Raw genomic sequence first — 23,686 nt, forward strand, 5'->3', positions numbered from 1 at the left:
TTTTTAAAAAGCAGATTGTAAGTGAATTACAACCTTGGTTAAACTGTGATCAAAGTCCGTTTCATTTGGTCACCGTATAATATTTTTTTAGGAAAAAAGAATGATGAATTTTGATAGCAAATTAGCATTTAGGGGTATTCGCGCTCTTTTCGGAAATGATGGTTTTGAGAAGCTTCAAAGATCTCATGTAACAGTCATTGGCGTTGGAGGTATAGGATCTTGGTGTACCGAAGCTTTATGCCGTTCTGCCGTTGGCTCTTTAACACTGATTGATAACGATGTGATTGAAATAACAAATTCAAACAGACAATTACATACTATGACAACTACAGTTGGCAGTTATAAAGCAGACGAACTTGCAAATAGATTACTTTTAATCAACCCTTCCCTAAAAATTGAGGTAATAAGAGAAAAGCTTACGAAAGAAAACATCGATTCAATTATGGAATCACGTTCTGATAATGTATGCGAATGCATTGACGATATTGATGCTAAGGCTTATGTTGTAAACTATCTTTACAATAAAAAAGCAAACTTTATTGTTTCTGGTGGTGCAGGAGGAAGAATCGATCCTACCAAACTTAAACTTGGGGATGTTGTAACTGCAAACGGAGATGCACTTATCTGTAAATTAAGAGCAAAACTCAGAAGAGAATACGGTTTTAGCAGAACAGCAAAAAAATTTAATATAATGTGTACATACTCTAATGAAACACCTAGATATTCTTCAAAAGAAGATTATCTAAGTGGCGATCTTCCAACTTTCGGTGCATCAATGAGTGTAACAGCATCTGCTGGATTACTTCTTTCGTCATGGATGATTGCAAAACTTACAAAATAGTAGGAACAAACAATGAGAGAGAATGAGTTTGAGAAAATAAAACAGGAACTAGAAGAAAAACTTCCTGAATATTTAAAACAGAGAGGAATCAATCCTATCACTAACTTCAGGTGCTTAAATCCTGAGGATGAAGGCTCTTTTCCAAGCATGAGCTATGACAGAATTGAACATAAAGTAAAATGTGTTCACTGTAATGCAAAGTACTCAATTTTCGATCTCATTGGTATAGACTTCAACATTTCTGACTTCGCTCATCAATTTATAAAAGCCCATGAAATGTTTTTTGGCAAGCTATCTATAGGCATAATTGATTATCTGAAGAATGGGGCTGATGATAAAGAATCATCCAGTCTAGGTGATTATTCTCCACCAATTTTTGAAATCGAAGATAATTTTTCATCTAATAACAAATATTCAGATCTAAATTCAATCAGTTCATCTTCATTTGCTACACCTAAATTTGGAGAAAGCAACAGATTTAATCAGGATGAAGATCCATTTTCAAAAAGCTCAAATGACAGTAGTAAAGACTATATAGGAATAGATTTCAAATTTGATGAAATTCAGGATCCTATCAGTGACGAAGATAATTTTTCTAATTTCACTTTTGAGACTTTAAAAAACGAGACAGAACAGATGGAGTCAAACGTTGACTCTTCATTATCATTTATCCCTGATGATTTAGAAAAATACAATTATGTTGATTACCTAACAGAATGCACTCAAAACGTCATTCATACAGATTATTTCAAAAAAAGAGGCTTATCCGATAGCGTCATCCGTAGATTCAGACTTGGATATGATGATCGATTCAACCTTAATTTTGAACAGAATAATGCACATGAAATTGAAACTGCTGCAATTATCCCTTATGGCATGCATGGATTCTGTGCAAGAAACACTGACAGTAAAGAAAAGAATGATCGCTATATAAAAAAAGGTGAGGTTCCTTTATTTAACAAGGTTGCTTTAGAGCAGGAAGGACCAATCTTTATTACTGAAGGTGAATTTGACGCCTTAAGTATAGAAACATTAGGATACAGGGCAATCGCATTAGGTGGAGCTGGAAATATAAAGCCAGCAATCAAAGCTATTTGTGAATGCAAGGAAAATCATATATTTTATATTTGTCCTGATAATGATGAAGTAGGCTATGATTGTGCAAATAATCTGTATAAAAGACTTTGCGAACTAGATATAGATTGTAAAATTATCAACTTATCCGCCCCATTCAAAGATATCAATGATGCTCTATTGCATGATGCTCAATCACTCAAAACTAGAATTGATAACATTGGAAAAATTGAAAGATCAAAACAAGAAAAACTGGATTATCCATATTCTGCACCTGAGTTTATTTCAAATAATACAGAAATAAACAGATTAGATATTTCAGATGAACTGTACGCCTTTACGGGAAACTCTCAGACTTTACGATATCTCGTAGCAGATATAATAAAAAATCGTTCAGCAAAGATTCTTTATTTAGCAAAGAACTATCAATGCAGATATTTAAGTATGGTTCTTTTTAAATCGCTTAACAGTTCTTTACTTCAAAATACAGACTATTTCAAGTTTGTAGCAATTGATGAATTAAAAATTCTAGATGAACTAGAGAGAATAATAAAAAACCAGAAAGTTCTTAACGAAACTCATCAAAAAATTATTGTGGATTTAACTTCATTTGAAAAAGAAAAGGCAAAATCCATTATTGAAACAATTGCTGAAGATAAAAATAGATTTTCTAAAGGAATAATTGTTCTTTGTAATGATTCAATGTCAGATATATGTGCAGCTGTATGCATTCAAGTTCTGAACATCGAAAGTTATGAGAAGAACCAGATCATTATTAAAACCATAGAAAATGCACAAACGACCACTTTTGTAAGAGGTTTTGCTGAATAATGAAACTGAATGATGCTCAGCAGGCCGCAGTTGATTGTATTGATGGCCCTTGCCTTGTTCTTGCTGGTGCAGGATCCGGAAAAACAAGAGTTATTACAAATAAAATAGTAAGCCTAATAAAAGAGCATTACATTCTTCCTCAAAGCATTCTTGCAGTTACTTTTACAAACAAAGCTGCACTCGAAATGAAAGATCGTGTAAAAGGGCAGCTTGGAAAAGAAGTATCCTCAAAAATAACTATATCAACATTCCATTCATTAGGGCTTATCATTCTTAAAGAGGATTACGCTCACGTTGGATTGAACCGTAATTTCACTTTGTTTGATCAGTACGACAGCCTAAAAATCATTAGAGATATTGTAAGAGATCAGCATCCTGAAATTCTCATTGATAATTCAGAGAAATCAGTCATAGAAGACGTTGCAGCTGAAATATCATATTACAAAACTAATTTATTAAGACCTGAGGATATAAAAACAAAGACAGTAAAAGCTGATATCTATGCTTCATATACTGCTTATCTTCAGGCATGTAATGCAGCTGATTTTGAAGATCTAATATTCAAAACCACTTTAATGCTCAACGAAAATGAAGAGATGAGAAAAAAGTGGTCCACAAAATTTGAATATATTCTTGTAGATGAATATCAGGATACTAACGAAACACAGTACCAGCTATTGAAAGCTCTGACATCTATGCATAAGAAATTTACAGTTGTTGGTGATGATGATCAGTCTATCTATGCATGGCGTGGAGCTCGACCTGAAAATATTAAGGTACTAGCAAACGACTATCCTAATTTGAAAGTTATTAAACTTGAGCAGAATTACCGTTCTACTGAGCATATCCTCAACTGTGCTAATGAACTTATTTCCCATAATGATCATATATTTGATAAAAAGCTGTTTACTAAATCAAATGTAGGTTCGAAAGTGAAAATTATGGAGCTTAGAACAGAAGCACAGATGGCTGACAGAGTAGTAAGTCTGATTTTATCTGAACACTATCAAAGTTCAGCTCCATGGTCAGATTTTGCGATTTTATATCGTTCTAATGCTCAATCAAGAACAATAGAAAAAGCTCTTCACTCAGCAAGAATTCCTTGTCTTATATCAGGTGGAACCAGTTTCTATGAACAGGTTGAGATTAAAGACATGATGAGCTGGTGCCGAGTTGTTTGTAACCCATATGATGATATGGCACTCCTTCGAGTTATTAACATACCAAGACGCGGTATCGGACATGAAACAATCAATACCATTCTTGAGCAAGGAAAGGCTCTAGGTAAATCTTTCTATGAGGCTGCACTTATTCCTTCAGTAACAGACAAACTCAATCAGAAACAGAAAAAAGCTTTATGTGAATTTATATTACTTCTTACAAAACTCAGACAGTATATTCTCAATGAGAATGATAAGGAGTTGTCTGAAAAAATGGTAGAAATGATTGGATACAATGCTTACTTAAAAGCAAACACTTATTCAAATGTTGCTGCCGAAATCAAGGTTAAGAATGTTGATACGCTGATGACCTGGATACAGGACATTATTGTCGGAAAAAACGGATCTCAAAAACTGTCATTTATAGAAGCTATTGATAAATTAGGCTTAAGAGAAATGATGGATAGAAACCGAGACAATGAACAGAATGATGCAGTTCAGCTTATGACGTTGCATGCATCAAAAGGTCTTGAATTCCCTTTTGTATACCTTGTAGGAATGCAAGAAGGCACTCTTCCTCATAAGAATTCAATTGAAGATCTAGATGCTGGTATTGAAGATAATATAGCTGAAGAGCGAAGATTAGCTTATGTGGGAATAACCAGAGCAAAAAAAGATTTAACACTGCTTCTTGCAAGAGAAGCAAATTCGCGTGGTGGAGTCCCAAAAGCTGTTACACCAAGCCGTTTTTTAAAAGAGCTGCCTTTAAAAGATATTGAATATTACCCATTAGGTACTCAGGTAACACACACAAAAGAAGAATATAAAGACTTCCTTGATATCGCATTAAGCAGTCTGAAAACCCAAAAATAATCTCAATACTTGTTTAAGATCAACATAAGCATTCATAGAATGCTCTTCATATTACAGATAATAAAAAACCTGAAACAATTTGTTGCTTCAGGTTTTTTGAATTTAAGTTTTTATAACAAATTACCTGTTACCAACAGAAATTTCCTTCATGTCTGACATGTAAGCACGTAACTTGCGACCAACGATTTCGATTGGGTGGTTACGGATTGCGTCGTTTACCTTGATTAACTCAACGTTATCAACACAGTTATCACCAGCTAATGTCTCTGTGAATACGTCTAACTTCTGCTTTGCCATGAAGTCCTTTAACATAGGAATTACTGCATTAGCGAATAAGTAGTTACCATACTCAGCAGTATCTGAAATAACAACATTCATCTCATATAAACGACGACGAGCAATTGTATTTGCAATTAATGGTAACTCATGTAATGACTCGTAGTATGCTGACTCTGGGTAGATACCAGACTGAGTCATAGTTTCGAATGCAAGCTCAATGCCAGCCTTAACGAAAGCAACTAATAAAGTGCCCTTATCGAAGTATTCCTGCTCATTGATCTTAGTATCACACTCAGGAGCATTCTCGAATGCACTCTTAGCAAAGTGCTCTCTCCAGGTTAATAGATTCTTGTCATCATTAGCCCAGTCTTCCATCATAACGCGTGAGAACTCGCCTGACTCAATGTCATCCATGTGCTTTAAGTATAGATTCTTCATTAACCCCTTTAACTCTTCAGCTAACTTAAATGCCTTAATCTTTGCTGGGTTTGAAAGTCTATCCATCATGTTGGTGATACCGCCCTGCTTTAATGCCTCGCAGATGGTTTCCCAACCGAACTGTAATAACTTACATGCATATGCCTTGTCTGCGCCTAAAGCCACAGCGTGGTCGTAGCATAGAATTGTTGCAGCCTGTAAAACGCCACAAAGGATTGTCTGCTCACCCATTAAGTCTGACTTAACTTCAGCTACGAATGATGAACGTAAGCAACCTGCTCTGTGACCGCCAGTACCTGCAGCCCATGCCTTAGCATATGCCCAAGCATCGCCGTTTGGATCGTTTTCTGGGTGAACAGCGATAAGAGTAGGAACACCAAAGCCTCTCTTGTACTCTTCACGAACTTCAGTACCAGGTGACTTAGGTGCAACCATAACAACTGCTAAGTCCTTACGAACCTGCATGCCTAACTCGATCATGTTAAAGCCATGTGAATAGCCTAAGCATGCACCTGACTTCATTAAAGGCTGAACAGCATTAACAACTGCTTCGTGCTGCTTATCTGGAGTTAAGTTGATTACTAAATCAGCTGTTGGGATTAACTGCTCATATGTACCAACCTTGAAACCATTCTCAGTTGCTCTCTTAAAAGAAGCTCTCTTCTCATCGATAGCAGACTGACGTAAAGCATAGCTTACATCTAAACCTGAATCTCTTAAGTTTAAACCTTGATTTAAACCCTGAGCACCGCAACCGATAATAACGATCTTCTTGCCCTTTAAGAAATTGCAACCATCAGCAAACTCGCTACGATCCATTAACTCACAGCAACCTAACTGAGCTAATTTCTCGCGCAAATTCAATGTGTTAAAGTAATTGAAATTTGCCATTTTTAAACCTTCTAAAAAAAAGAAATTAAATAATTAAAACCGATACCATTCGGTAACTGATTTTTATAATAGCACATTTTTAAAAAATGGCATATAATTATTTTTATATTGCAAAATTTGCAATGAAAGATATTTAGAAGAGGCTATACAGTGATTGATTTAAAAGACGCAGCAGCATTCCTGAGATTGTGCGAAACATCCAATCTAACAAGAACTGCAACTTTATGTAACGTTAGTCCATCAACCCTTAGCAGAACTCTAAATAAATTAGAAAAAGACTTAAATGCAAAGCTCTGCATCAGAGATAAAAAAGGAATTTTTATAACTGATGCTGGTAGAAAATTCGAAGAGTTTGCTAGAAAAACACTAAACAATTATGCAAAACTTGAAACAGAGCTAGATAAAGGCGTAGGAACACTTTCTGGCATCTGCAAGATATTCTGCTCTGTAACAGCATCATACCTATTCATTCCTAGATTATTAAATGAGCTGCATCTTTCAACCCCAAATCTTGAGGTAAAACTTGAAACAGGTGATCCTGCCGATGCATTAATCAAATTAGAAGATCCCGATACTGATTTTGTTATCTGTGCTCTACCAGCTGATATACCTGATAACATTCAATATGTAGATCTTGTAACATTCCCATTAGTTCTGATTGCACCTAAGAAACCAAGATTTACTGCAAACATTGATATTTCATCACTTAATCTTGCAGAAGTACCTTTTGTTATGCCAGAAAAAGGTCAGCTTAGATACGAAGTAGAAAAATATTTCATGTCTCTTGAGGTTAGCCCAAAGGTTTATTCAGAGGTTTCTGGTCATGAAGCTATAGTCTCTCTGACTGCACTTGGTTTTGGACTGTCTGTTGTACCAAGACTTGTTTATGAAATCTCACCATTCAAGAACGACGTTATCGTTATGAAAGAGCTTCCTTGGTCAAACTTTAGAGTTGCACTTTGCAATCTGAAATCAAAATCAAAGGATAAGCGAATTAAAGTAGTGCACGACCTAGCCAAAAGACTGGCTCCAAGTTTTTCACCAGATCTGACAAGACGAAGAAGCGATAATGTTCTAATGTAATCTCTTTTGTAGAAAGCAGTTTCACCAATATCGACAAAATTAATCATATTATCAAATTAGGCATATTTTGTAGTAAAATATTCCTAATCACTTTTCTGAATTACGTTTCATTTTAGGAGAAACTTAATGTTCAATTCTATTAACCCTACCTCCACCAAGGCTTGGGCAAAATTAACTGCTCATTTTGAAGAGACAAAGAATCGTACTTTAAAAGTTTTATTTGCAAAAGATTCAAATCGTTTTGATAAATATTCTTTATCAATCGGTGGCGGAGATATTCTTGCTGATTTATCAAAGAACATCATTGATGAAACAACTTTAAATTTATTATTAGAGTTAGCAAAAGAAACAAAGCTAGATGAGAACATCAAGGCTATGTTCGATGGCGAAATCATCAATGCTACAGAAGGCCGTGCTGTATTGCACACAGCTTTACGTAATTTCTCAGATCGCAAGATCATGGTTGACGGAAAGGATGTAATGCCTGGCGTTAAAGCTGTTCTTGATAAGATGAAGGCTTTCTCAAAGAAAGTAATTTCAGGCGAGTGGAAGGGTTACACAGGCAAGGAAATTACAGATATCGTTAATATCGGTATCGGTGGTTCTGACTTAGGCCCTGTTATGATTACTGAGTCTTTAACTCCATATCACTCAAGATTAAAGACCCACTTTGTATCAAATGTCGATGCAACACACATTGCTGAAACCTTAAAGAAGTGTGATCCTGAGACAACCTTATTCTTAATTGCATCAAAGACCTTTACAACTTTAGAGACCATGACAAATGCTCATACTGCACGTAACTGGTTCTTAAAGACTGCAAAGGACGAGAAGTTCATCGCTAAGCACTTCGTTGCTCTTTCAACAAATGAAAAGGGCTGTACAGAATTCGGTATCGATCCTGAAAACATGTTCGAGTTCTGGGACTGGGTTGGTGGCCGTTACTCATCATGGTCTGCTATCGGTTTATCAATTGCTTTAGCTTGTGGTTTCGATAACTTTGAAGAGTTCTTGAAGGGTGGTTTTGAGTATGATGAGTATTTCAGAACAGCTCCATTTGAGAAGAACCTTTCTGTTCTTTTAGCTTTAGTTGGTATCTGGTACAACAACTTCTACAAGTTTGAATCAGAAGCTATACTCCCATACGACCAGTACATGGCAAGATTCCCAGCTTACTTCCAGCAAGGCAACATGGAATCAAATGGTAAGTATGTAGATAGAAACGGTAACAAGGTTGACTATGAAACTGGTCCTATTATCTGGGGTGAGCCAGGTACAAACGGTCAGCACGCTTTCTATCAGCTAATTCATCAGGGCACAAAGGTAATTCCTTGTGACTTTATTGTTCCTGCAATCAGCCACAACCCAATTGGCGATCACCATGTAAAACTGATATCTAACTTCTTTGCTCAGACTGAAGCATTAGCTTTCGGTAAGACAAAAGAGCAGGTAATTGCAGAGTTCGAAGCTAAGGGTACTGCAAAAGACAAGTATGAGAGCATCGTTCCTTTCAAGGTATTTGAAGGCAACCGTCCAACAAACTCTTTCTTAGTAAAGGAAATCACACCTCGTACCTTAGGTATGTTAGTTGCTATGTACGAGCACAAGATCTTTGTTCAGGGTTCTATCTGGAACATTTACTCATTCGACCAGTTCGGTGTTGAGTTGGGTAAGCAGCTTGCAAACAAGATTATTCCTGAGTTACAGAATGATGAAGTTATTTCTTCACATGACAGCTCAACAAATGGTTTAATCAACGCTTACAAGAAGATGAAATAATACTTTGTAAGTCAAGACCCCCATATTAGTTGTTTTGTATGGGGGTCTGTTGTTTAAAAAACATACAACTCAATGAAAAGAGAAGAAATAATTATTTGATTAAATCTCTTAAAGAAAAATTTTCATAGATTTTCTCAACTCTTATATCCTCTGTTTTTACTAGATTCCCATCTGCATCAATACAGTAAAACTCGTAACCATCCTCTGTTTTCTTATTGCAACTAAAGGACAGATATGCAAGCTTATCTGTAAATGGGAAATTCAAACTTGTGGAACAGATCTGATTTGATGAAGGAAGATTATAGTATCCACAGTTGTTCTCCACTGGATCGATATATAGCATATCTACATCAACCAAACCTTTTCCTGTGGTTTTTACTAAGCATTCTTTAACAGTCCACAATCTTGTGAATTCATGAAGCATGGTAATTTCATCTAATGACAGAAGAAAAACCTGTTCTTTCTTTGAACAGACTCTCTTTATTAAACCTTCAAGATTGTGACGTTTTCTTTCAAATTCGATATCTATTCCAATTTCTGATTTTCCAATAGCTAAAGCAAGGTATTTTCCAGAATTTGAAAGATTAAAAAATGGATAACGAGCTTCTTTAAAACAAGGCTTTCCTGACTGAAGCGTGATAATTTCAGGAAGATAATTTATTCCATAAAACTCTATTAGAACCTTTTGCAAAAGAGCTCTACTTGCCACATGCTCATCTAGAACCCTCTGATTTGTATAATTCAAAGAAGATCTATAATCATTTTTTAGTAATGACTCTAGTTTTAAAGAATTTTCAGTTGAACTGATTACTAACTGCATAGATTTTTAATCTCAAATGCTCAGATACTACTCTTTCTTTAAAGGCTCTTTATTATCTTCTGCACTTATGCTTTCATCAGTTAACTTAGCAGTGTCCTTATTTGATTCTTCATCAGAAGATACCTGATTCTGTGATGATTCCTGCTTTTCGTTTTTCTTCTTAAAAGGAATTCTTACAAGATATGCAAGAATAAACCATAAAACAAATAAGACAAAACCTAATGCAACACCTAAATAATAGTTATTAATGGATAATATTGACTCAGGAATGCTTAATTTCTCAAAAAGAGAAATTATAGATTTAGGGAAAACAATAGCAGTCCAGATAAGAGCATTTGCTAGTAATAGTGTTAATATTGCAAATCTAAACTTTCTAAAAGCTAAAAAGAACAGTATAGATAAAACAACAAAAACTGAACCTGCTGAAGAAAATAATGTTTGTGCAAAGTTAATATTAATCATAATTATATATTTCTTGGTAAAATGTAATATATCAATTTTACCAAATAATAAGGTATTTATGTTTATTTCAACTCTTGATCCTATTGCTTTTTCATTAGGACCAATTCATGTCAGATATTACGGGCTTCTATTTTCATTAGGATTTATCATTGGATACCTAATGATGCAGTACTTTTTCAGAAAAAAACAATATAAAACAGATGATCTTGACAAACTGCTTGTTTATCTCTTTATTGGTACAGTTGTAGGAGCAAGACTTGCCCACTGTTTAATATACGAACCAAGTTACTATCTGTCCCATCCACTCGATATTCTAAAAATATATGAGGGCGGACTTGCAAGCCATGGTGGCTGTCTTGGTGTTATAGTTGCTGTTGTATTCTTTTTGAGAAAAGCGAAATACAAGTTCCTTGAACTTGCAGATATGATCTGTATCCCTACAGCTCTTGTTTGCTCAATGATTAGAGTTGGAAATTTTTTCAATTCAGAAATTTTAGGCTCCTATACAAACTCAGATTATGGAGTTGTATTTGCAAGATTAGGAGAAATTGCACCAAGACATCCAGCTCAATTATATGAGGCTTTTGCATATTTCTCTATTTTTCTACTAATTTTTGCAATTCACTTTCTTGCTAAGAAGAGACCTAGTGGACTTATATTCGGTCTTTTCTTCACTTTAGCTTTCATTGCAAGAATCATTATTGAACCATTTAAAATGGAACAGGCAGATTACGAAACCAGCATAAATGTTGGTCTTCTGATTTCAGTTCCTTTTGTAATTGCAGGAATTTGTATAATTGTTATTTCCTTTTATTTAAATAAAAAACAACAAAATAAGGTAGGACTCAAAAAATGTCATTAGAAGTTGTTATCCTTGCTGCAGGCAAAGGAAAAAGAATGAACTCTCAGCTACCAAAAGTACTTCATAAGGTAGCTAACAAACCAATGCTTTTCCATGTTATTGAAACAGCATTCCAATTATCTCCTAGTGCTATCCATATTGTTGTTGGACACAAATCAGAACTGATTGAAGAGGCTTTAAAAGATCTTCCTTGCGATATATCAAGAATTGTACAGGTTTCCCACCAAAAAGAACTTTTAGGAACAGGTGATGCTGTTGCATCAGCTCTTCCTAAGATCAATGAGGAGTCAGATGTTCTTGTTCTTTATGGTGACAATCCATTAACTCCTTTGGATGATATTCAGCGATTAACTGCACTTCTTGAAGATAATCCTCTTTGTGTGCTGTCAGCATACGCCCGTGATCCTTTCGGTTATGGCCGAATTGTCAGAAATGAAGAAGGTTTCTTAAAAGAAATCGTTGAAGAAAAAGATGCTTCAGAGCAGATTAGAAAAATTAAGGAAATTAACTCTGGCATTATGGTAACAACAGCTAAGGTTCTAAGAAAATACCTTCCTATGATTAAGAATGATAATAATCAAGGTGAGTACTATTTAACTGATCTTGCAGGAATCTTAGTAAAGGAAAACAAAATCGTTGATGTTCTTCAAAGTTCAAATTTTGACCTGCTTACTGGTGTAAATTCAAAACCTCAACTTGCTTTTGCAGAAAGAACATATCAGTCAATTCAGGCAAATAAACTACTTGCACAGGGAGTTACTCTTGCAGATCCAAACAGATTTGACCTAAGGGGCTCACTAAAATGCGGTCAGGATGTATTCATTGACATCAACTGTATTTTTGAAGGCAATGTTACCCTTGGAAACAATGTACAGATTGGAGCAGGGTGCGTAATCAAAAACTGTACAATTGATGATGATTCTATTATCTCACCTTACACAATCATGGAAGATAGTACAATCTGCAAGAAGAATACAATTGGACCTTTTGCAAGATTACGTCCAGGCAATGTTTTAAATGATGAGGTTCATGTAGGAAACTTCGTTGAAGTTAAGAAATCAACTTTGGGAGTCGGCACAAAATCAGGCCACCTATCTTATCTTGGTGATGCTGTTATCGGTAAGAATGTGAACATTGGTGCAGGTACAATCACCTGCAACTACGATGGTGCAAACAAATTCAAGACAGTAATCGGTGATGATGTTTTTGTTGGTTCAGACTCTCAGCTTGTTGCTCCTGTAGAAATTAAGAATGGAGTAACAATTGCAGCAGGTACAACTGTAACTAAGCATACACAAATGGATGAGAATTCATTAATTCTTACTAGAGCTCAGTCAGTAAAAATTGATTCCTATGTAAGACCTACAAAAAAGAAATAATTTATCACTATGCTCCTTTTTTATGGAGCATTATCGTGATAGATTATAAAAATTAGTTGCTTGTCTGTATTTTTATAATTGGAATTTTATATGTGCGGAATTGTTGGTGCTATAGCACAGAGAAATGTTTCTGAAATCTTATTAGAAGGCCTTTCAAGACTTGAGTACAGAGGATATGACAGTGCAGGTATCTGTACTATTGCTGGTAATAAATTCTCCTGTATCAAAACAACTGGTAAGGTTAAAGTTTTAAAAGACGAGGTTAACTTAGTTGGTTGTCCTGGCCTTATCGGTATTGCACACACAAGATGGGCAACACATGGTGTACCATCAAAGGAAAACGCACACCCTCATATCTGTGATCATCTTGCTTTGGTTCATAATGGAATTATCGAAAATTTCCAAGAATTAAAGCAAGAGTTAATTGCAGCTGGCTATTCATTTAAATCACAGACTGATACAGAAGTTCTGGTTTGTTTAATTCATTCAATGCTAAAAAAGTCATCCAGCGTATTAGATGCATTCAAACTAGCACTAGCAAGAGTAAAGGGATCATATGGTCTTGCTCTTGTTGACTTAAATGATCCTGATACTCTATATGCAGCAAGATCTGGCTCTCCTCTCATTATTGGTTTAGGTATTGGAGAGAATTTCATTGCATCTGATACATTAGCTCTTTTGCCTGTAACCAGACGTTTTATTTATCTTGAAGAAAATGAAATTGCAGCTATTACAACAAGAGCAGTACGTGTATTTGATTTAAATGGTTGCGAAGTTGATAAAAAGATTATTGAAAGTGATCTTGATGCAGAAAGCATTTCTAAGGGCGAATATCGTCACTACATGCAAAAAGAAATCTTCGAGCAGCCAACTTCACTGCAGAATACTCTAATCGGAAGAATTATTGACGATAAGATCAGTAACGAAACAGTTGTTGGCATCGACGATAACACATTTAAAGATACCAATTTCATTCAGATTGTAGCCTGTGGAACCTCATATCATGCAGGTATGGTTGCAAGATACTGGTTTGAGGAACTAACCGGTGTTGCAACAAATGTTGAAATTGCATCTGAATACCGATACAGAAAAGCTGTTGTTCCTGATAATGCTCTGTTTGTTACTATTTCACAGTCAGGCGAAACAGCTGACACATTAGCATCTTTAAGACTTGCAAAAGAGCAGAAATTCAAGAACAGTCTTTCTATCTGTAATGTAAATGGATCTTCATTAGTTCGTGAATCTGATTACACCTTATTTACAAAAGCAGGTGCTGAGATTGGCGTTGCTTCAACTAAGGCATTCACTGCTCAGCTGTTATCACTTCTGTTACTTGCCCTTATTATTGCAAAACAAAAGCAGGCAATCACTGAAGAGAAGTATAAGGAGATAATCACTTCATTACGTGCTCTTCCTGCGTTATGCCAGGACTTCCTGTCATGTGACAAGCAGATTGCAGCTTTATCTGAGCAGTTCTCTGGTAAGCATCACTGCCTATTCCTAGGTCGCGGTGTAATGTACCCAATTGCTCTTGAAGGCGCACTAAAACTAAAGGAAATCAGCTATATTCATGCTGAAGGTTATGCTGCAGGTGAGCTCAAGCATGGCCCTATCGCGCTTATTGATAACGAGATGCCTGTCGTTGTTGTAGCTCCTGATAATGCTTTAATGGATAAGCTAGTTTCAAACGTTGAAGAAGTTAGAGCTCGTGGCGCGCAGCTTTATATCTTTGTAGATAACAAGGCTCAGTTAAAGAATGATAAACAGACTCAAAAGGTAGCATTACCTTCATGTCCTGAAATTCTACAGCCTATTTTATATACAATTCCTTTACAGTTATTGGCATATTACTGTGCAGTTATCAATGGAACAGATGTTGATCAGCCAAGAAATCTAGCTAAGTCTGTAACAGTGGAATAATTTTCTAAAATTTGAACATGCCTTAATCGTTTATTTCGATTAAGGCATTTGTTTTTTTTATTTCACTATTCTGCTTTTTTATGCATTTTATTAATCCTTTTGAAAAAAATGCTGTATTATATGCACTGATTTTATTGAATATAAGAGCAAATGATAGATAGACAGTTACTATTAAGATGGGCAACACCTTATGCCCTGATAAATTTCGCTAGAGACTGCGTAAATGTATTCGTTGTCTCTTTTTACTTCTTGTATCTGTTCTCTGTGCATGGTATGTCTTACAAATACCTTGTCATCATGATCCTTTCTTTAAAAGTTTTTGACATATTAAAAGAGCCGATTCTCGGTTTCATAATGGACAAACTGAGTTATTCTCTTAAAAAGGACAAATTCAAATTCTCTATTCTTACAGGTGGAATTGCGACATGTTCAATAACATTTGTAATGTTTAATATTCCTGGTTTTATCGGACAAAGTATCCTGTATATAATTGCTCCACTCCTTTTGATCGCATACCTGATTTCATATTCATTTATTGATCTGTCTGTCATTTCCTTATGTGCTACCTTTGGCTCAAGTGCACGTATAAGAGAAACAGTGTCTGCAATATCACGAGGTTTTTCTGTACTTGGATTCTGCTTCACTGTAATTATGTGCTCTTATATTTTTGCTAAAAACCCAAGTCTTCCAAGTGGCGCATTCTCATTAACTCAGGATATTTTCTCAAGAGCTTCAGCTACGGTTTGTATCATTCTCGCTGGCTTTACATTTCTGTTTGTATGTACTTATAAAGATTCATATCAGCCACGAAAAGTGCTAAATTTTGTACAGTGTATAAAAGCATTCTTTGGAAATGATCAGCTGATGATTACTTTCAGCATCACGATCCTACAGCAGATATCAATTTTCGTTTTCGCTGTTACTCACGGTTATTTCGTTCTGCTCTTAGACAATCTTCCAAGCAACAAGGATATGTTCATAATGATCCAGTTACCTTGGGTCTGTTCTTCACTAATTTCATTCTTATACTATAGAAGGCTGGTATCAGCATTCAGTAGAAAATCAATATTTATTGCATCTCTGGTAATGACAATGTTTGCAACACTAACACTGGTTATCATAAGCTATTTCGGCGCTGTTAATCCTGTGCTTCTTGCTATCTTAATGTCTATTGCAACATCAGGATATGCTCTAAATCTAGCCTCAACCACTGTAATGACAGCAGACTGTGTTGATTATGGTGAATTTAAATTTTCTTGCCGATCAGAATGTATGAATTTCTCAGTACAGAGTATGTCACTTAAAATCGGTACATTGTTTGCTGTTGCAATTGCAGGTGTTTCCTTTTCATATGCGGATATTTTCTGCAAAAAAGAAGCTTATGTAGATAGAATGTATTCAATTAACATCTGCGAAGCTGTTATTTTTGTATGCTCAGTCACTATTGCAGCAATCTACCTCACATCTTATATGCTGCATGGCAGTTTCTTTGAAAACATTCTAAACTCACTGAATATGTTTAAGGACAAAACTTCTCCTGCACAAAACAGAGCAAAGAGAAATGCTGTACGCTATGCACTTGACGAGCACTGCGTTATATACAAGATGAGAGCAAAAAATCTTGATGAAGTAATTAAGATCCTTACTGACAGACTGTATAGTGTAAGAGCTATTACATCAAGGCATGAATTCTTAGAAGGTATCTACAAAAAGCTAAATGAAAACCCTGCAGGTATTGGTCATGGAATTGCAATTCCTCATGCTAGAGGCGCATACGTAAAAAGGCCTGCTCTTGCCGTTGCATCACTGACAGAAAAAATGGACTGTGGCTCAGCTGATAATCAGGATTGTGATTTAATATTTATGATAGCGGTACCTGATGATGGTATTTCTCACATCAGCTTAATTGGTAATCTTTCACTTATGTTATCTGAGCCTGGATTTGCTAATAAATTAAGACAGTCAGGTTCAAGTGAAGAAATTACAAGAAGACTTATTGCATGCGAAAGAAACTTATTCAACTAATAATTACTTTTTCATTCTTCTTCTCATTTGATGTTTTTGCAAAATCAAACATCGAAGTGTGTGCAGCACCACAAACATATAGTGCACTTGAGAATATCAAAAAATATACCAAGGTTCATTTTGAAACCTTTTATGGCTCATCAGATGAATTACTTTCCATTATTTCTAACCAGAAAAAACGATGCCATATCATTATAAGCGAGGATGAAAAAATCCCCGTTATCATGCTCAAATCAAATAAAACTGAGTTTTCAAACATAAAAAGACTAGTTAGATCGCCTTTAATACTCTGGTCTAAAGACGAAAATGCTATCGATGATAAACTCAACTTTCTAAAGAAGAAAAAAATAAAAAGTCTTGTTTATCCAAAAGCATCATTGTCCACCGTTGGTTATGCAGCTTCAAAAATAATTAGTCAAAAGAATTTTCCTTCAGAATTTCTAAAAGGAAAAATCTTCAGAACAGATCATGAATATGCAGCATTTTCTTTAGTTGATAATCAAAATGTTCAGGCCGGTTTTATGACAAAGCCTGTAGTTATGAAGGATGGGAAGATAGAAGGCTCCTATTATATTTTCCCATACGATAAATATGAGCCAATTTTCTATTATGTAACTTTGAACAATGAAGAAAAATCCAACCGCATTTCTACACTGTATACAGAGTTATCAACTTCTGTCAGAGTTATTACTAGCTTTGTCCTTGCAGGTTTTGATTCACTAGACTAATCGTTTTTCACATAATAACAGTCAAAACGACATGCTTTTCCATCAATAAAACTTGATCGTTTTACATTTAGCTCTAGTGGAGCTTCATTTGAAGGTCTTTTTACCACAAGATGGTGTTTACAGATCTTGAGTAATTCATTAGCTGTTTCTACGGTATCCTCATCGAATCCAACAAGCTCATGAAAAATTCGCATCTCTCTTTTTACTAACGCGCTCTTCTTTCTCTGAGGAAACATTGGATCGTAATAGATAACATCAGGAACACAAGGAAGTTCGCTGTTTTTCTTTACTTCAAGTACCGATCCATAAGGGCTTAAAACAGGTAATGAATTCTTTAAAAGTGTAAGTTTGTCTGCACTTTTGCTCTTATGTAAAGAGGCAAACAGCATGAGATATATGATTGGATTTCTTTCAAACATATGAACTTTTGCGCCAGAATTCTGAAGAATAAGACTCTCGCGCCCAAGTCCTGCTGTTGCATCGAATACAACAGGATTTTCAAGTTTTCCTATAACAGCCTTGCACACAGGCTCTGATGATCTGCCTGAATGTCTTAGCCTCCATAGGATCTCGTCATTTAGAATATCTATTGAAAATGATGATCCTAGAACCTTAGAAGAATCATCATGAAATGACAGTGTTACATCATCAGAGACTGTTAATAAAGCATCTGAATCTTTAAGAACAGATGGATATTTTTCTTCAATCAGTGACTGCATTTTTTCTGCAACACTGGCAAATACAGAGTCCTTTTCAATAATAAATGACAGCATTACTTCAGGTACTCTAAACACTCATTAAAATTGAGATGAGCATTCTCGCGCCACAGCTCGAAACTTAATATAGCCTGACCTACTAGCATTCCAAAACCATCATATACCTGCTTTACACCACAATCTAATGCCTTTTGTACGAATACAGTATTTTCATTTTTTCTATACATCAAATCATAGGCATAACTTGCGTTTTTATAGATTGAATCACTGATAGCAGGAAGCTTACCCTCTAAAGAGGTTGATGTAGCATTTATAATTACATCAAAGTATCCATCAAGATTTGAATAATCTGTAGCTTCAACTCCTTCATATAAAGAAGCTAAATCTTTAGCTTTAGCTAGAGTTCTATTCACTATGGTTACTGATTGAGGCAGCTGTTCAACAATTGGCTTTAAAATTCCTCTTGCAGCACCTCCTGCCCCTACTATCAGAATTCTAGAACCTTTTAGAGGACAGTTAGTTCTTAAAAGGTCAAGGACGAGTCCTCTACCATCAGTGTTGTCACCTAACACACTTCCATCAGGCAGCTTTTTTAAAGTATTTACAGCACCAGCAGCTTTTGCATATTCTGTTAATGTATCTGCATATGAATATGCATCAAGCTTGCAAGGAACAGTTACATTACATCCACAACCACCATCTGCAAAGAACTTGTCAGCTGTTGCTTTAAATTCACCTTCAGGAACAAGGACTCTATCGTAAACCAGATCCTGTTTTGTCTGAGTTGCAAAATATGAATGAATCTGAGGTGAAAGAGAATGAGCAATAGGGTTGCCAAAAACTGCATAACGATCGGTCATTATTCTCTCCAATCTGGACCTTTTCTAACTAAGGTATCTGTGGTTGTATCAAAAATAGTTGTCGGTATATTCTGACCCTGACATGGCAGTGACAAGACAAGATCTACCCTGTCTACAACAACCTTATCAAGCTGATTTATATCAGATGTAGCCATATTTCCTGAAATATTCGCACTTGTTGAGATAATAGGCTCACCTACATACTTACACAGTTCTTGAAAGACGGAAAAACCACTTATTCTTACAGCAAGAGAATGGTTTTCTCTAAGAGCTACTGAATGAAAGTCATCTTTCATTTTCAAAACAAATGTATGAGGACCTGGCCAATACTTTTCAAGTAAAAATAGGTTCTTTTCTGAAAGATAATCCCTGTCAATATACTGGTTAAGATAAGATAGATCCTTATCGACAACAATCAGGCCCTTACGAATATCCCTTTGCTTTACAGAAATGACTCTGTTTATGGCAGTTTCACTGTTTAGAGCGCAACTGATTCCATATACACCTTCACTTGGTGTAATAACAACGCCCCCGTTTTTTATTACGGAGGCTACTTTTTTTATATCATCTGTAAAATTTGATGACATTACTTTAATTTTTCCTGAAGTTTTCTATCTTTTTCAATAACTTCTTCACAAGCTTTGACACGATTTGCCTTAACGCGCTCGTCTAAATCCTTGTCTGCAAGAGCCATAATCTGAGCTGCAAGATAAGCTGCATTCTTAGCACCTGCTTTACCAACTGCAACTGTTGCAACAGGAATACCACCTGGCATCTGAACTGTAGAATATAAAGCGTCAATACCTGATAAAGGACCACCATCACAAGGAATACCGATAACAGGACGTGTTGTTCTTGCTGCAACTGCACCAGCAAGATGTGCGGCAAGACCGGCTGCACAGATAAAAACGGCACAACCTCTCTTTTCAGCATCGGTTACATATTCTGATACAACATCAGGAGTACGATGAGCAGAAGCTACACGAGCTTCATATTTGATATCAAACTCCTTTAGAACTGCCATTGTATTTTCTAGTAATGGAAGATCGGAGTCTGAGCCCATAATAATTGCAACAAAAGAATTTGACATTGTTTTGATTCCTAAAACCTAATTAGACTAATATTGATGTAAATTTTACCACTTTTTACAGATCTTTATGAATGTTATAGAGGTCTGATTATCTCGTGCTTTCGTTTTTTTCTGCTTTCACAGATTGAACTTGCACACACAAGTCCGATTCCTTTTTTGAATTTTTTTTCAAACATTAAAGGAAATGAGCAGTATGAGCAGGTTTTTACAACAGGTTTACCTGGTGTTGTAAAAGTACACTCAGGATAGTTTGAGCAACCATAAAAGGTTCTTCCTGATGCAGTTGTTCGTGAGGAGAGTTTTCCTTTCTTGCATATAGGGCAGGTAATATCTAAACTCTCTTGGGGGTTATAAACATAGTTGCAGGATGGATAGTTTGAGCATCCGATAAATATACCGAATCTACCTTTTTTAACCTGAAGTGGATCTCCACATATTGGACAGTCAGAGCCTACATCTCCTAAAACTTCAATTGTATGAGTTGTAACTATAGGTTTAATAAAAGAACATGCAGGATAATCTGAGCAACCGAGAAAATCACCTCTTGCTGAATGTCTTATTACTAGAGGCTGTCCACACAAAGGACATGGAGAGCCTTCTGTTAATTCTATTTGTATTGCCTGCATTTGTTACCTCACATGAGTGGATATAATCTCACAAAATGAGAAAAAACGCTCATAATTTGGTAAAATTAGCTCAGTTTTAAAGAGGATATACCATGGCTGTAAGAGAAGTTGTCATCTACCCTGATGAAATTTTAAGAAAAAAAAACACAGACATCACCGAATTTAATGAGGATCTAAAAACTCTTGCTGAAGATATGTTTGATACCATGTACCATTTTGAAGGTATTGGACTTGCAGGACCTCAGATTGGAGTAAACAAGAGAATTGTTGTAATTGATATTCCTGAGGAAGATGGTTCTCAGGGTAAAAACAAGGTTGTTATTATCAATCCAAAGATTACAGCACTTGAAGGAGACAAGATTGAATCACAAGAAGGATGCCTGTCTGTTCCAGGATATCAGGATACAGTAGATCGCTATCCTATAGTTAGTGTTGAATATCAAGATCTAGATGGAAAAAAATGCGTCTTTGAAAAAGTCGAAGGCTTGCTTGCAATCTGTTTACAGCATGAAATTGATCATCTAGAAGGAAAGGTATTTGTTGATAAATTATCACGCATGAAAATAGAGCGAGTTAAGAAGAAATTCTTAAAACTGCAAAAGGAAAGAATGGGGAAATAATAGTGCAGAATCTAAAAGATAAAAGAATTATCTTTGCAGGTACTCCTGACTTTGCTGCAGTTCATCTTCAGGCACTGATTGATAATGGAATAAAACCAGTAGCTGTTTACACTCAGCCAGATAGACCAGCTGGCAGAGGAAACAAGTTAAAGCCCTCTGAAGTAAAGGTTTTGGCTCTTGAAAACGGCATTGAGGTTAGAACGCCAGAAAACTTCAAAGATGAAACTGATGTGGATGCATTTAAGGAATTAAAGGCTGATATCTGCATTGTAGTTGCCTATGGTGTGATCCTTCCTGAATCCATTATTAACGCATGTCCTTTTGGATGCATTAACGTTCACGGTTCAATTCTGCCAATGTACCGAGGAGCAGCTCCTATTCAAAGAGCATTGCTTGATGGTCAGAAAAAAACCGGTGTATCCATTATGAAAGTTGCTAAAAAGCTTGATGCAGGTGATGTATATACAATTGCAACACTTGATATTGAGGACTCCGATACATCAGGAACTCTTTTTGACAGACTTGCAAATCTAGGAGCGAGAACTCTGTTAGAAGCTTTAGATGGCATTTTTGCAGGTACTCTAAAGGCAACCGCTCAGGATGAAGCTCTTGCTACCTATGCTAAGAAGCTGACAAAAGAAGAGGCATTAATTGACTTTACAAAGACAGCTTACGAAGTCGAACTCAAAGTAAGAGGCTTATCTCCTTGGCCTGTTGCAATCACAACTCTTGACGATGTGAAATATAAAGTCTTTCATGTACAAGCAGTTAATGAGGATTCAAATACAGAACCTGGCTGTATAACAAAAATCGATAAAGACGGAATTCTTGTATCCTGTTCTAAAGGTCAGGTTCGATTAGTTACCATCCAAGCTCCTGGTAAGGGACAGGTAAAGGCTGCTGACTATGCTCGTTCAAAGAAAGATGAATTTACAATAGGAAAGAAATTTGGCTGATTTAAAAAAGAATTCTTCTGAAAAATTCAAAGAAAGAAAGCACTTTGCAAGAAACAAAGACAGACGTCGTTCTCTTGAAAAGAAAGAGATTACTGGTGCTAAGTCACGTGCAGCGGCTGCTCTTTGCGTAAATGCAATTGAACAGGGACAGTCTTTATCTACAAGTATTCCTTATTTTACAAAAGATCTTGATGATAGAGACAGGGCTTTGGTCATGGAGATTGTATTCGGCACTCTTCGTCATCGCCGTTTGCTTTCTACAACTGTAAATTCTCTTTTAGATTATTCTATTAATCAGAAGTTCAATATTGCAAGAGCTCTTATCATCTGTGCAATTTACCAGATCGTTTTTATGAGAGCTCCTGATCATGCAATTGTATCTTCAACTGTTGGAGCTTGCTCACTGTGCCATTGCAGCAGCTTTAAAAATCTTGTAAATGCCGTTCTTAGAAGATTTCTAAGAGAAGGCTCTCATCTGTGCCACGATGCAAATATATGTGTTGAACAGTCTTTCCCAGATTGGTTATACAAAAAACTTGAGGAAGACTACAGAGAAGATGCAAAAGACATACTTATAAAATCAAATCAGCATGCTCCAATGTTTTTGCGAGTAGAAACAAACAAGATCTCAAGAGAAAAATATCTTGAAGAATTAAAGAAAGCTGAGATTGAAGCTACTGCTGTTGAGCTTACAGACAGCTGTATTAAACTTGAAGAAGCTGTAAATGTTGAAAGACTGCCTCTTTTTAAGGAAGGTATGGTTGCAGTTCAGGATTTAGCAGCTCAGATGACAGCTCCATTACTTGATTTAAAACCAGGAATGAGGGTTATTGACTGCTGTGCAGCACCTGGCGGAAAGAGTGCTCATATCTTATCAATTGAACCTACAACAGATTTAACTGTTTGCGATATCGATGAGACAAGACTTGAAAGTGCAAAGAAGGAGCTTTCAAGATTAAATGACAATGCAACGTATAAAGTTGCAGATATGTCTGATGAAGCAACTATAATTGAAGGGGAATTCGATAGAATTCTTGTTGATGCTCCATGTTCAGGAACAGGAGTTATCAGACGTCATCCTGATATTAAATGGCTTAGAAGAAAAGGGGATGTAGACAAACTAGTACAGACTAGTTCAAAGATATTAGATAAAGCCTTTAACAGTCTTAAAAAAGGTGGCATATTAGTATTCAGCACATGCTCTATTTTAAAAGATGAGAATATACGCCAAGCTGAAGCATTCCTGAAAAGACATCCAGATGCATCTTATCTGCCATTTGATTTTAAAGGAAATCTAGTTGAGACATATCAGAGACTTCCTGGTGAGGATGATGCTGACGGTTTTTTCTACACAAGGTTTATTAAAAACTAGC

21 protein-coding genes are annotated in these 23,686 nt (G+C 35.9%); 13 read left to right on the forward strand and 8 right to left on the reverse strand.

All coding sequences use genetic code 11. From position 1 onward, the window contains the following. Window positions 1-100: 100 nt before the first annotated feature. From J5V48_RS03235 to J5V48_RS03245, 3 genes are read left to right on the forward strand one after another with little or no spacing between them, the layout of a single operon-like run. Entirely contained in the window at window positions 101-841 is a 741-nt protein-coding gene (locus J5V48_RS03235; RefSeq protein ID WP_219937071.1) for a tRNA threonylcarbamoyladenosine dehydratase, read from the forward strand. A gap of 12 nt (window positions 842-853) precedes the next feature. Beyond that, the gene (locus J5V48_RS03240; RefSeq protein WP_219937073.1) at window positions 854-2,746 is read left to right on the forward strand and encodes a toprim domain-containing protein; all 1,893 of its coding nucleotides are present in this window, start codon (window positions 854-856) and stop codon (window positions 2,744-2,746) included. After that, the gene (locus J5V48_RS03245) at window positions 2,746-4,779 is read left to right on the forward strand and encodes an ATP-dependent helicase (protein WP_219937075.1); all 2,034 of its coding nucleotides are present in this window, start codon (window positions 2,746-2,748) and stop codon (window positions 4,777-4,779) included. Before J5V48_RS03240 ends, J5V48_RS03245 begins: the two co-directional genes overlap by 1 nt. 120 nt (window positions 4,780-4,899) lie before the next feature. Here the strand turns inward: J5V48_RS03245 and ilvC are convergent, their stop codons facing one another. Continuing rightward, window positions 4,900-6,387: a ketol-acid reductoisomerase gene (gene ilvC, locus J5V48_RS03250; protein ID WP_219937077.1), complete on the reverse strand. Its 1,488-nt coding sequence runs from the start codon at window positions 6,385-6,387 to the stop codon at window positions 4,900-4,902. Between the two features lie 150 nt (window positions 6,388-6,537). On the opposite strand from ilvC, the gene ilvY reads away from it, so the two are divergent. Together ilvY and pgi are read left to right on the forward strand one after the other, a co-directional pair. Next, the gene (gene ilvY / locus J5V48_RS03255) at window positions 6,538-7,470 is read left to right on the forward strand and encodes an HTH-type transcriptional activator IlvY (RefSeq protein WP_219937079.1); all 933 of its coding nucleotides are present in this window, start codon (window positions 6,538-6,540) and stop codon (window positions 7,468-7,470) included. Window positions 7,471-7,596: 126 nt separating this feature from the next. Continuing rightward, the gene (gene pgi, locus J5V48_RS03260; RefSeq protein ID WP_219937081.1) at window positions 7,597-9,249 is read left to right on the forward strand and encodes a glucose-6-phosphate isomerase; all 1,653 of its coding nucleotides are present in this window, start codon (window positions 7,597-7,599) and stop codon (window positions 9,247-9,249) included. 91 nt (window positions 9,250-9,340) lie between these two features. Here pgi and J5V48_RS03265 read toward each other — a convergent pair whose 3' ends face one another. Continuing rightward, window positions 9,341-10,069: a 4'-phosphopantetheinyl transferase family protein gene (locus J5V48_RS03265; protein WP_219937083.1), complete on the reverse strand. Its 729-nt coding sequence runs from the start codon at window positions 10,067-10,069 to the stop codon at window positions 9,341-9,343. Window positions 10,070-10,096: 27 nt separating this feature from the next. Further along, entirely contained in the window at window positions 10,097-10,531 is a 435-nt protein-coding gene (locus tag J5V48_RS03270; protein ID WP_219937085.1) for a hypothetical protein, read from the reverse strand. A 58-nt stretch (window positions 10,532-10,589) separates the two neighbouring features. Here J5V48_RS03270 and lgt point away from each other — a divergent pair, with 58 nt between their 5' ends. The 5 genes from lgt (at window position 10,590) to J5V48_RS03295 (ending at window position 17,445) form a co-directional block, all read left to right on the forward strand. Next, on the forward strand, window positions 10,590-11,393 hold the full coding sequence (lgt, locus tag J5V48_RS03275; RefSeq protein ID WP_219937087.1) for a prolipoprotein diacylglyceryl transferase: 804 nt from the start codon (window positions 10,590-10,592) through the stop codon (window positions 11,391-11,393). After that, window positions 11,384-12,772: a bifunctional UDP-N-acetylglucosamine diphosphorylase/glucosamine-1-phosphate N-acetyltransferase GlmU gene (gene glmU, locus J5V48_RS03280; protein ID WP_219937089.1), complete on the forward strand. Its 1,389-nt coding sequence runs from the start codon at window positions 11,384-11,386 to the stop codon at window positions 12,770-12,772. Before lgt ends, glmU begins: the two co-directional genes overlap by 10 nt. 90 nt (window positions 12,773-12,862) lie before the next feature. After that, window positions 12,863-14,692, forward strand: a complete 1,830-nt coding sequence (glmS, locus tag J5V48_RS03285; protein ID WP_219937091.1) for a glutamine--fructose-6-phosphate transaminase (isomerizing) — start codon at window positions 12,863-12,865, stop codon at window positions 14,690-14,692. A 150-nt stretch (window positions 14,693-14,842) separates the two neighbouring features. Continuing rightward, the gene (locus tag J5V48_RS03290; RefSeq protein ID WP_219937093.1) at window positions 14,843-16,717 is read left to right on the forward strand and encodes a PTS sugar transporter subunit IIA; all 1,875 of its coding nucleotides are present in this window, start codon (window positions 14,843-14,845) and stop codon (window positions 16,715-16,717) included. Continuing rightward, window positions 16,693-17,445: a molybdate ABC transporter substrate-binding protein gene (locus tag J5V48_RS03295; protein WP_219937095.1), complete on the forward strand. Its 753-nt coding sequence runs from the start codon at window positions 16,693-16,695 to the stop codon at window positions 17,443-17,445. The genes J5V48_RS03290 and J5V48_RS03295 overlap by 25 nt, the downstream gene beginning before the upstream one ends. On the opposite strand, the gene J5V48_RS03300 is transcribed toward J5V48_RS03295, so the two are convergent. The 5 genes from J5V48_RS03300 to J5V48_RS03320 all read right to left on the reverse strand — a co-directional run bounded on the left by J5V48_RS03300 (window position 17,442) and on the right by J5V48_RS03320 (window position 20,737). After that, window positions 17,442-18,218, reverse strand: coding sequence for a class I SAM-dependent methyltransferase (locus J5V48_RS03300; RefSeq protein WP_219937097.1), 777 nt, complete (start codon window positions 18,216-18,218; stop codon window positions 17,442-17,444). The genes J5V48_RS03295 and J5V48_RS03300 overlap by 4 nt on opposite strands. Further along, entirely contained in the window at window positions 18,218-19,021 is an 804-nt protein-coding gene (aroE, locus tag J5V48_RS03305) for a shikimate dehydrogenase (RefSeq protein ID WP_219937099.1), read from the reverse strand. Before aroE ends, J5V48_RS03300 begins: the two co-directional genes overlap by 1 nt. Further along, window positions 19,021-19,608: an L-threonylcarbamoyladenylate synthase gene (locus tag J5V48_RS03310; RefSeq protein WP_219937101.1), complete on the reverse strand. Its 588-nt coding sequence runs from the start codon at window positions 19,606-19,608 to the stop codon at window positions 19,021-19,023. The genes aroE and J5V48_RS03310 overlap by 1 nt, the downstream gene beginning before the upstream one ends. Next, a complete protein-coding gene (gene purE / locus J5V48_RS03315; protein WP_219937103.1) occupies window positions 19,608-20,111 on the reverse strand; it encodes a 5-(carboxyamino)imidazole ribonucleotide mutase in 504 nt (167 codons plus the stop codon). Before purE ends, J5V48_RS03310 begins: the two co-directional genes overlap by 1 nt. A gap of 74 nt (window positions 20,112-20,185) precedes the next feature. Continuing rightward, window positions 20,186-20,737 (reverse strand): DNA topoisomerase family protein, encoded by a 552-nt coding sequence (locus tag J5V48_RS03320; protein ID WP_219937105.1) that lies wholly within the window; start codon window positions 20,735-20,737, stop codon window positions 20,186-20,188. A 92-nt stretch (window positions 20,738-20,829) separates the two neighbouring features. Between J5V48_RS03320 and def the strand changes: the two genes are divergently transcribed. The 3 genes from def to rsmB are packed head-to-tail and all read left to right on the forward strand — an operon-like array spanning window position 20,830 to window position 23,685. Further along, entirely contained in the window at window positions 20,830-21,357 is a 528-nt protein-coding gene (def, locus tag J5V48_RS03325; RefSeq protein ID WP_219937107.1) for a peptide deformylase, read from the forward strand. A 2-nt stretch (window positions 21,358-21,359) separates the two neighbouring features. Further along, entirely contained in the window at window positions 21,360-22,313 is a 954-nt protein-coding gene (fmt, locus tag J5V48_RS03330) for a methionyl-tRNA formyltransferase (protein ID WP_219937109.1), read from the forward strand. Next, complete coding sequence (rsmB, locus tag J5V48_RS03335) at window positions 22,306-23,685, forward strand: 16S rRNA (cytosine(967)-C(5))-methyltransferase RsmB (protein ID WP_219937111.1); 1,380 nt, start codon at window positions 22,306-22,308, stop codon at window positions 23,683-23,685. Before fmt ends, rsmB begins: the two co-directional genes overlap by 8 nt. The last annotated feature ends 1 nt before the right edge of the window (window position 23,686 follow it).

It is taken from the genome of Succinivibrio faecicola, assembly GCF_019448115.1.
GTDB classification, from domain to species: Bacteria; Pseudomonadota; Gammaproteobacteria; order Enterobacterales; family Succinivibrionaceae; genus Succinivibrio; species Succinivibrio faecicola.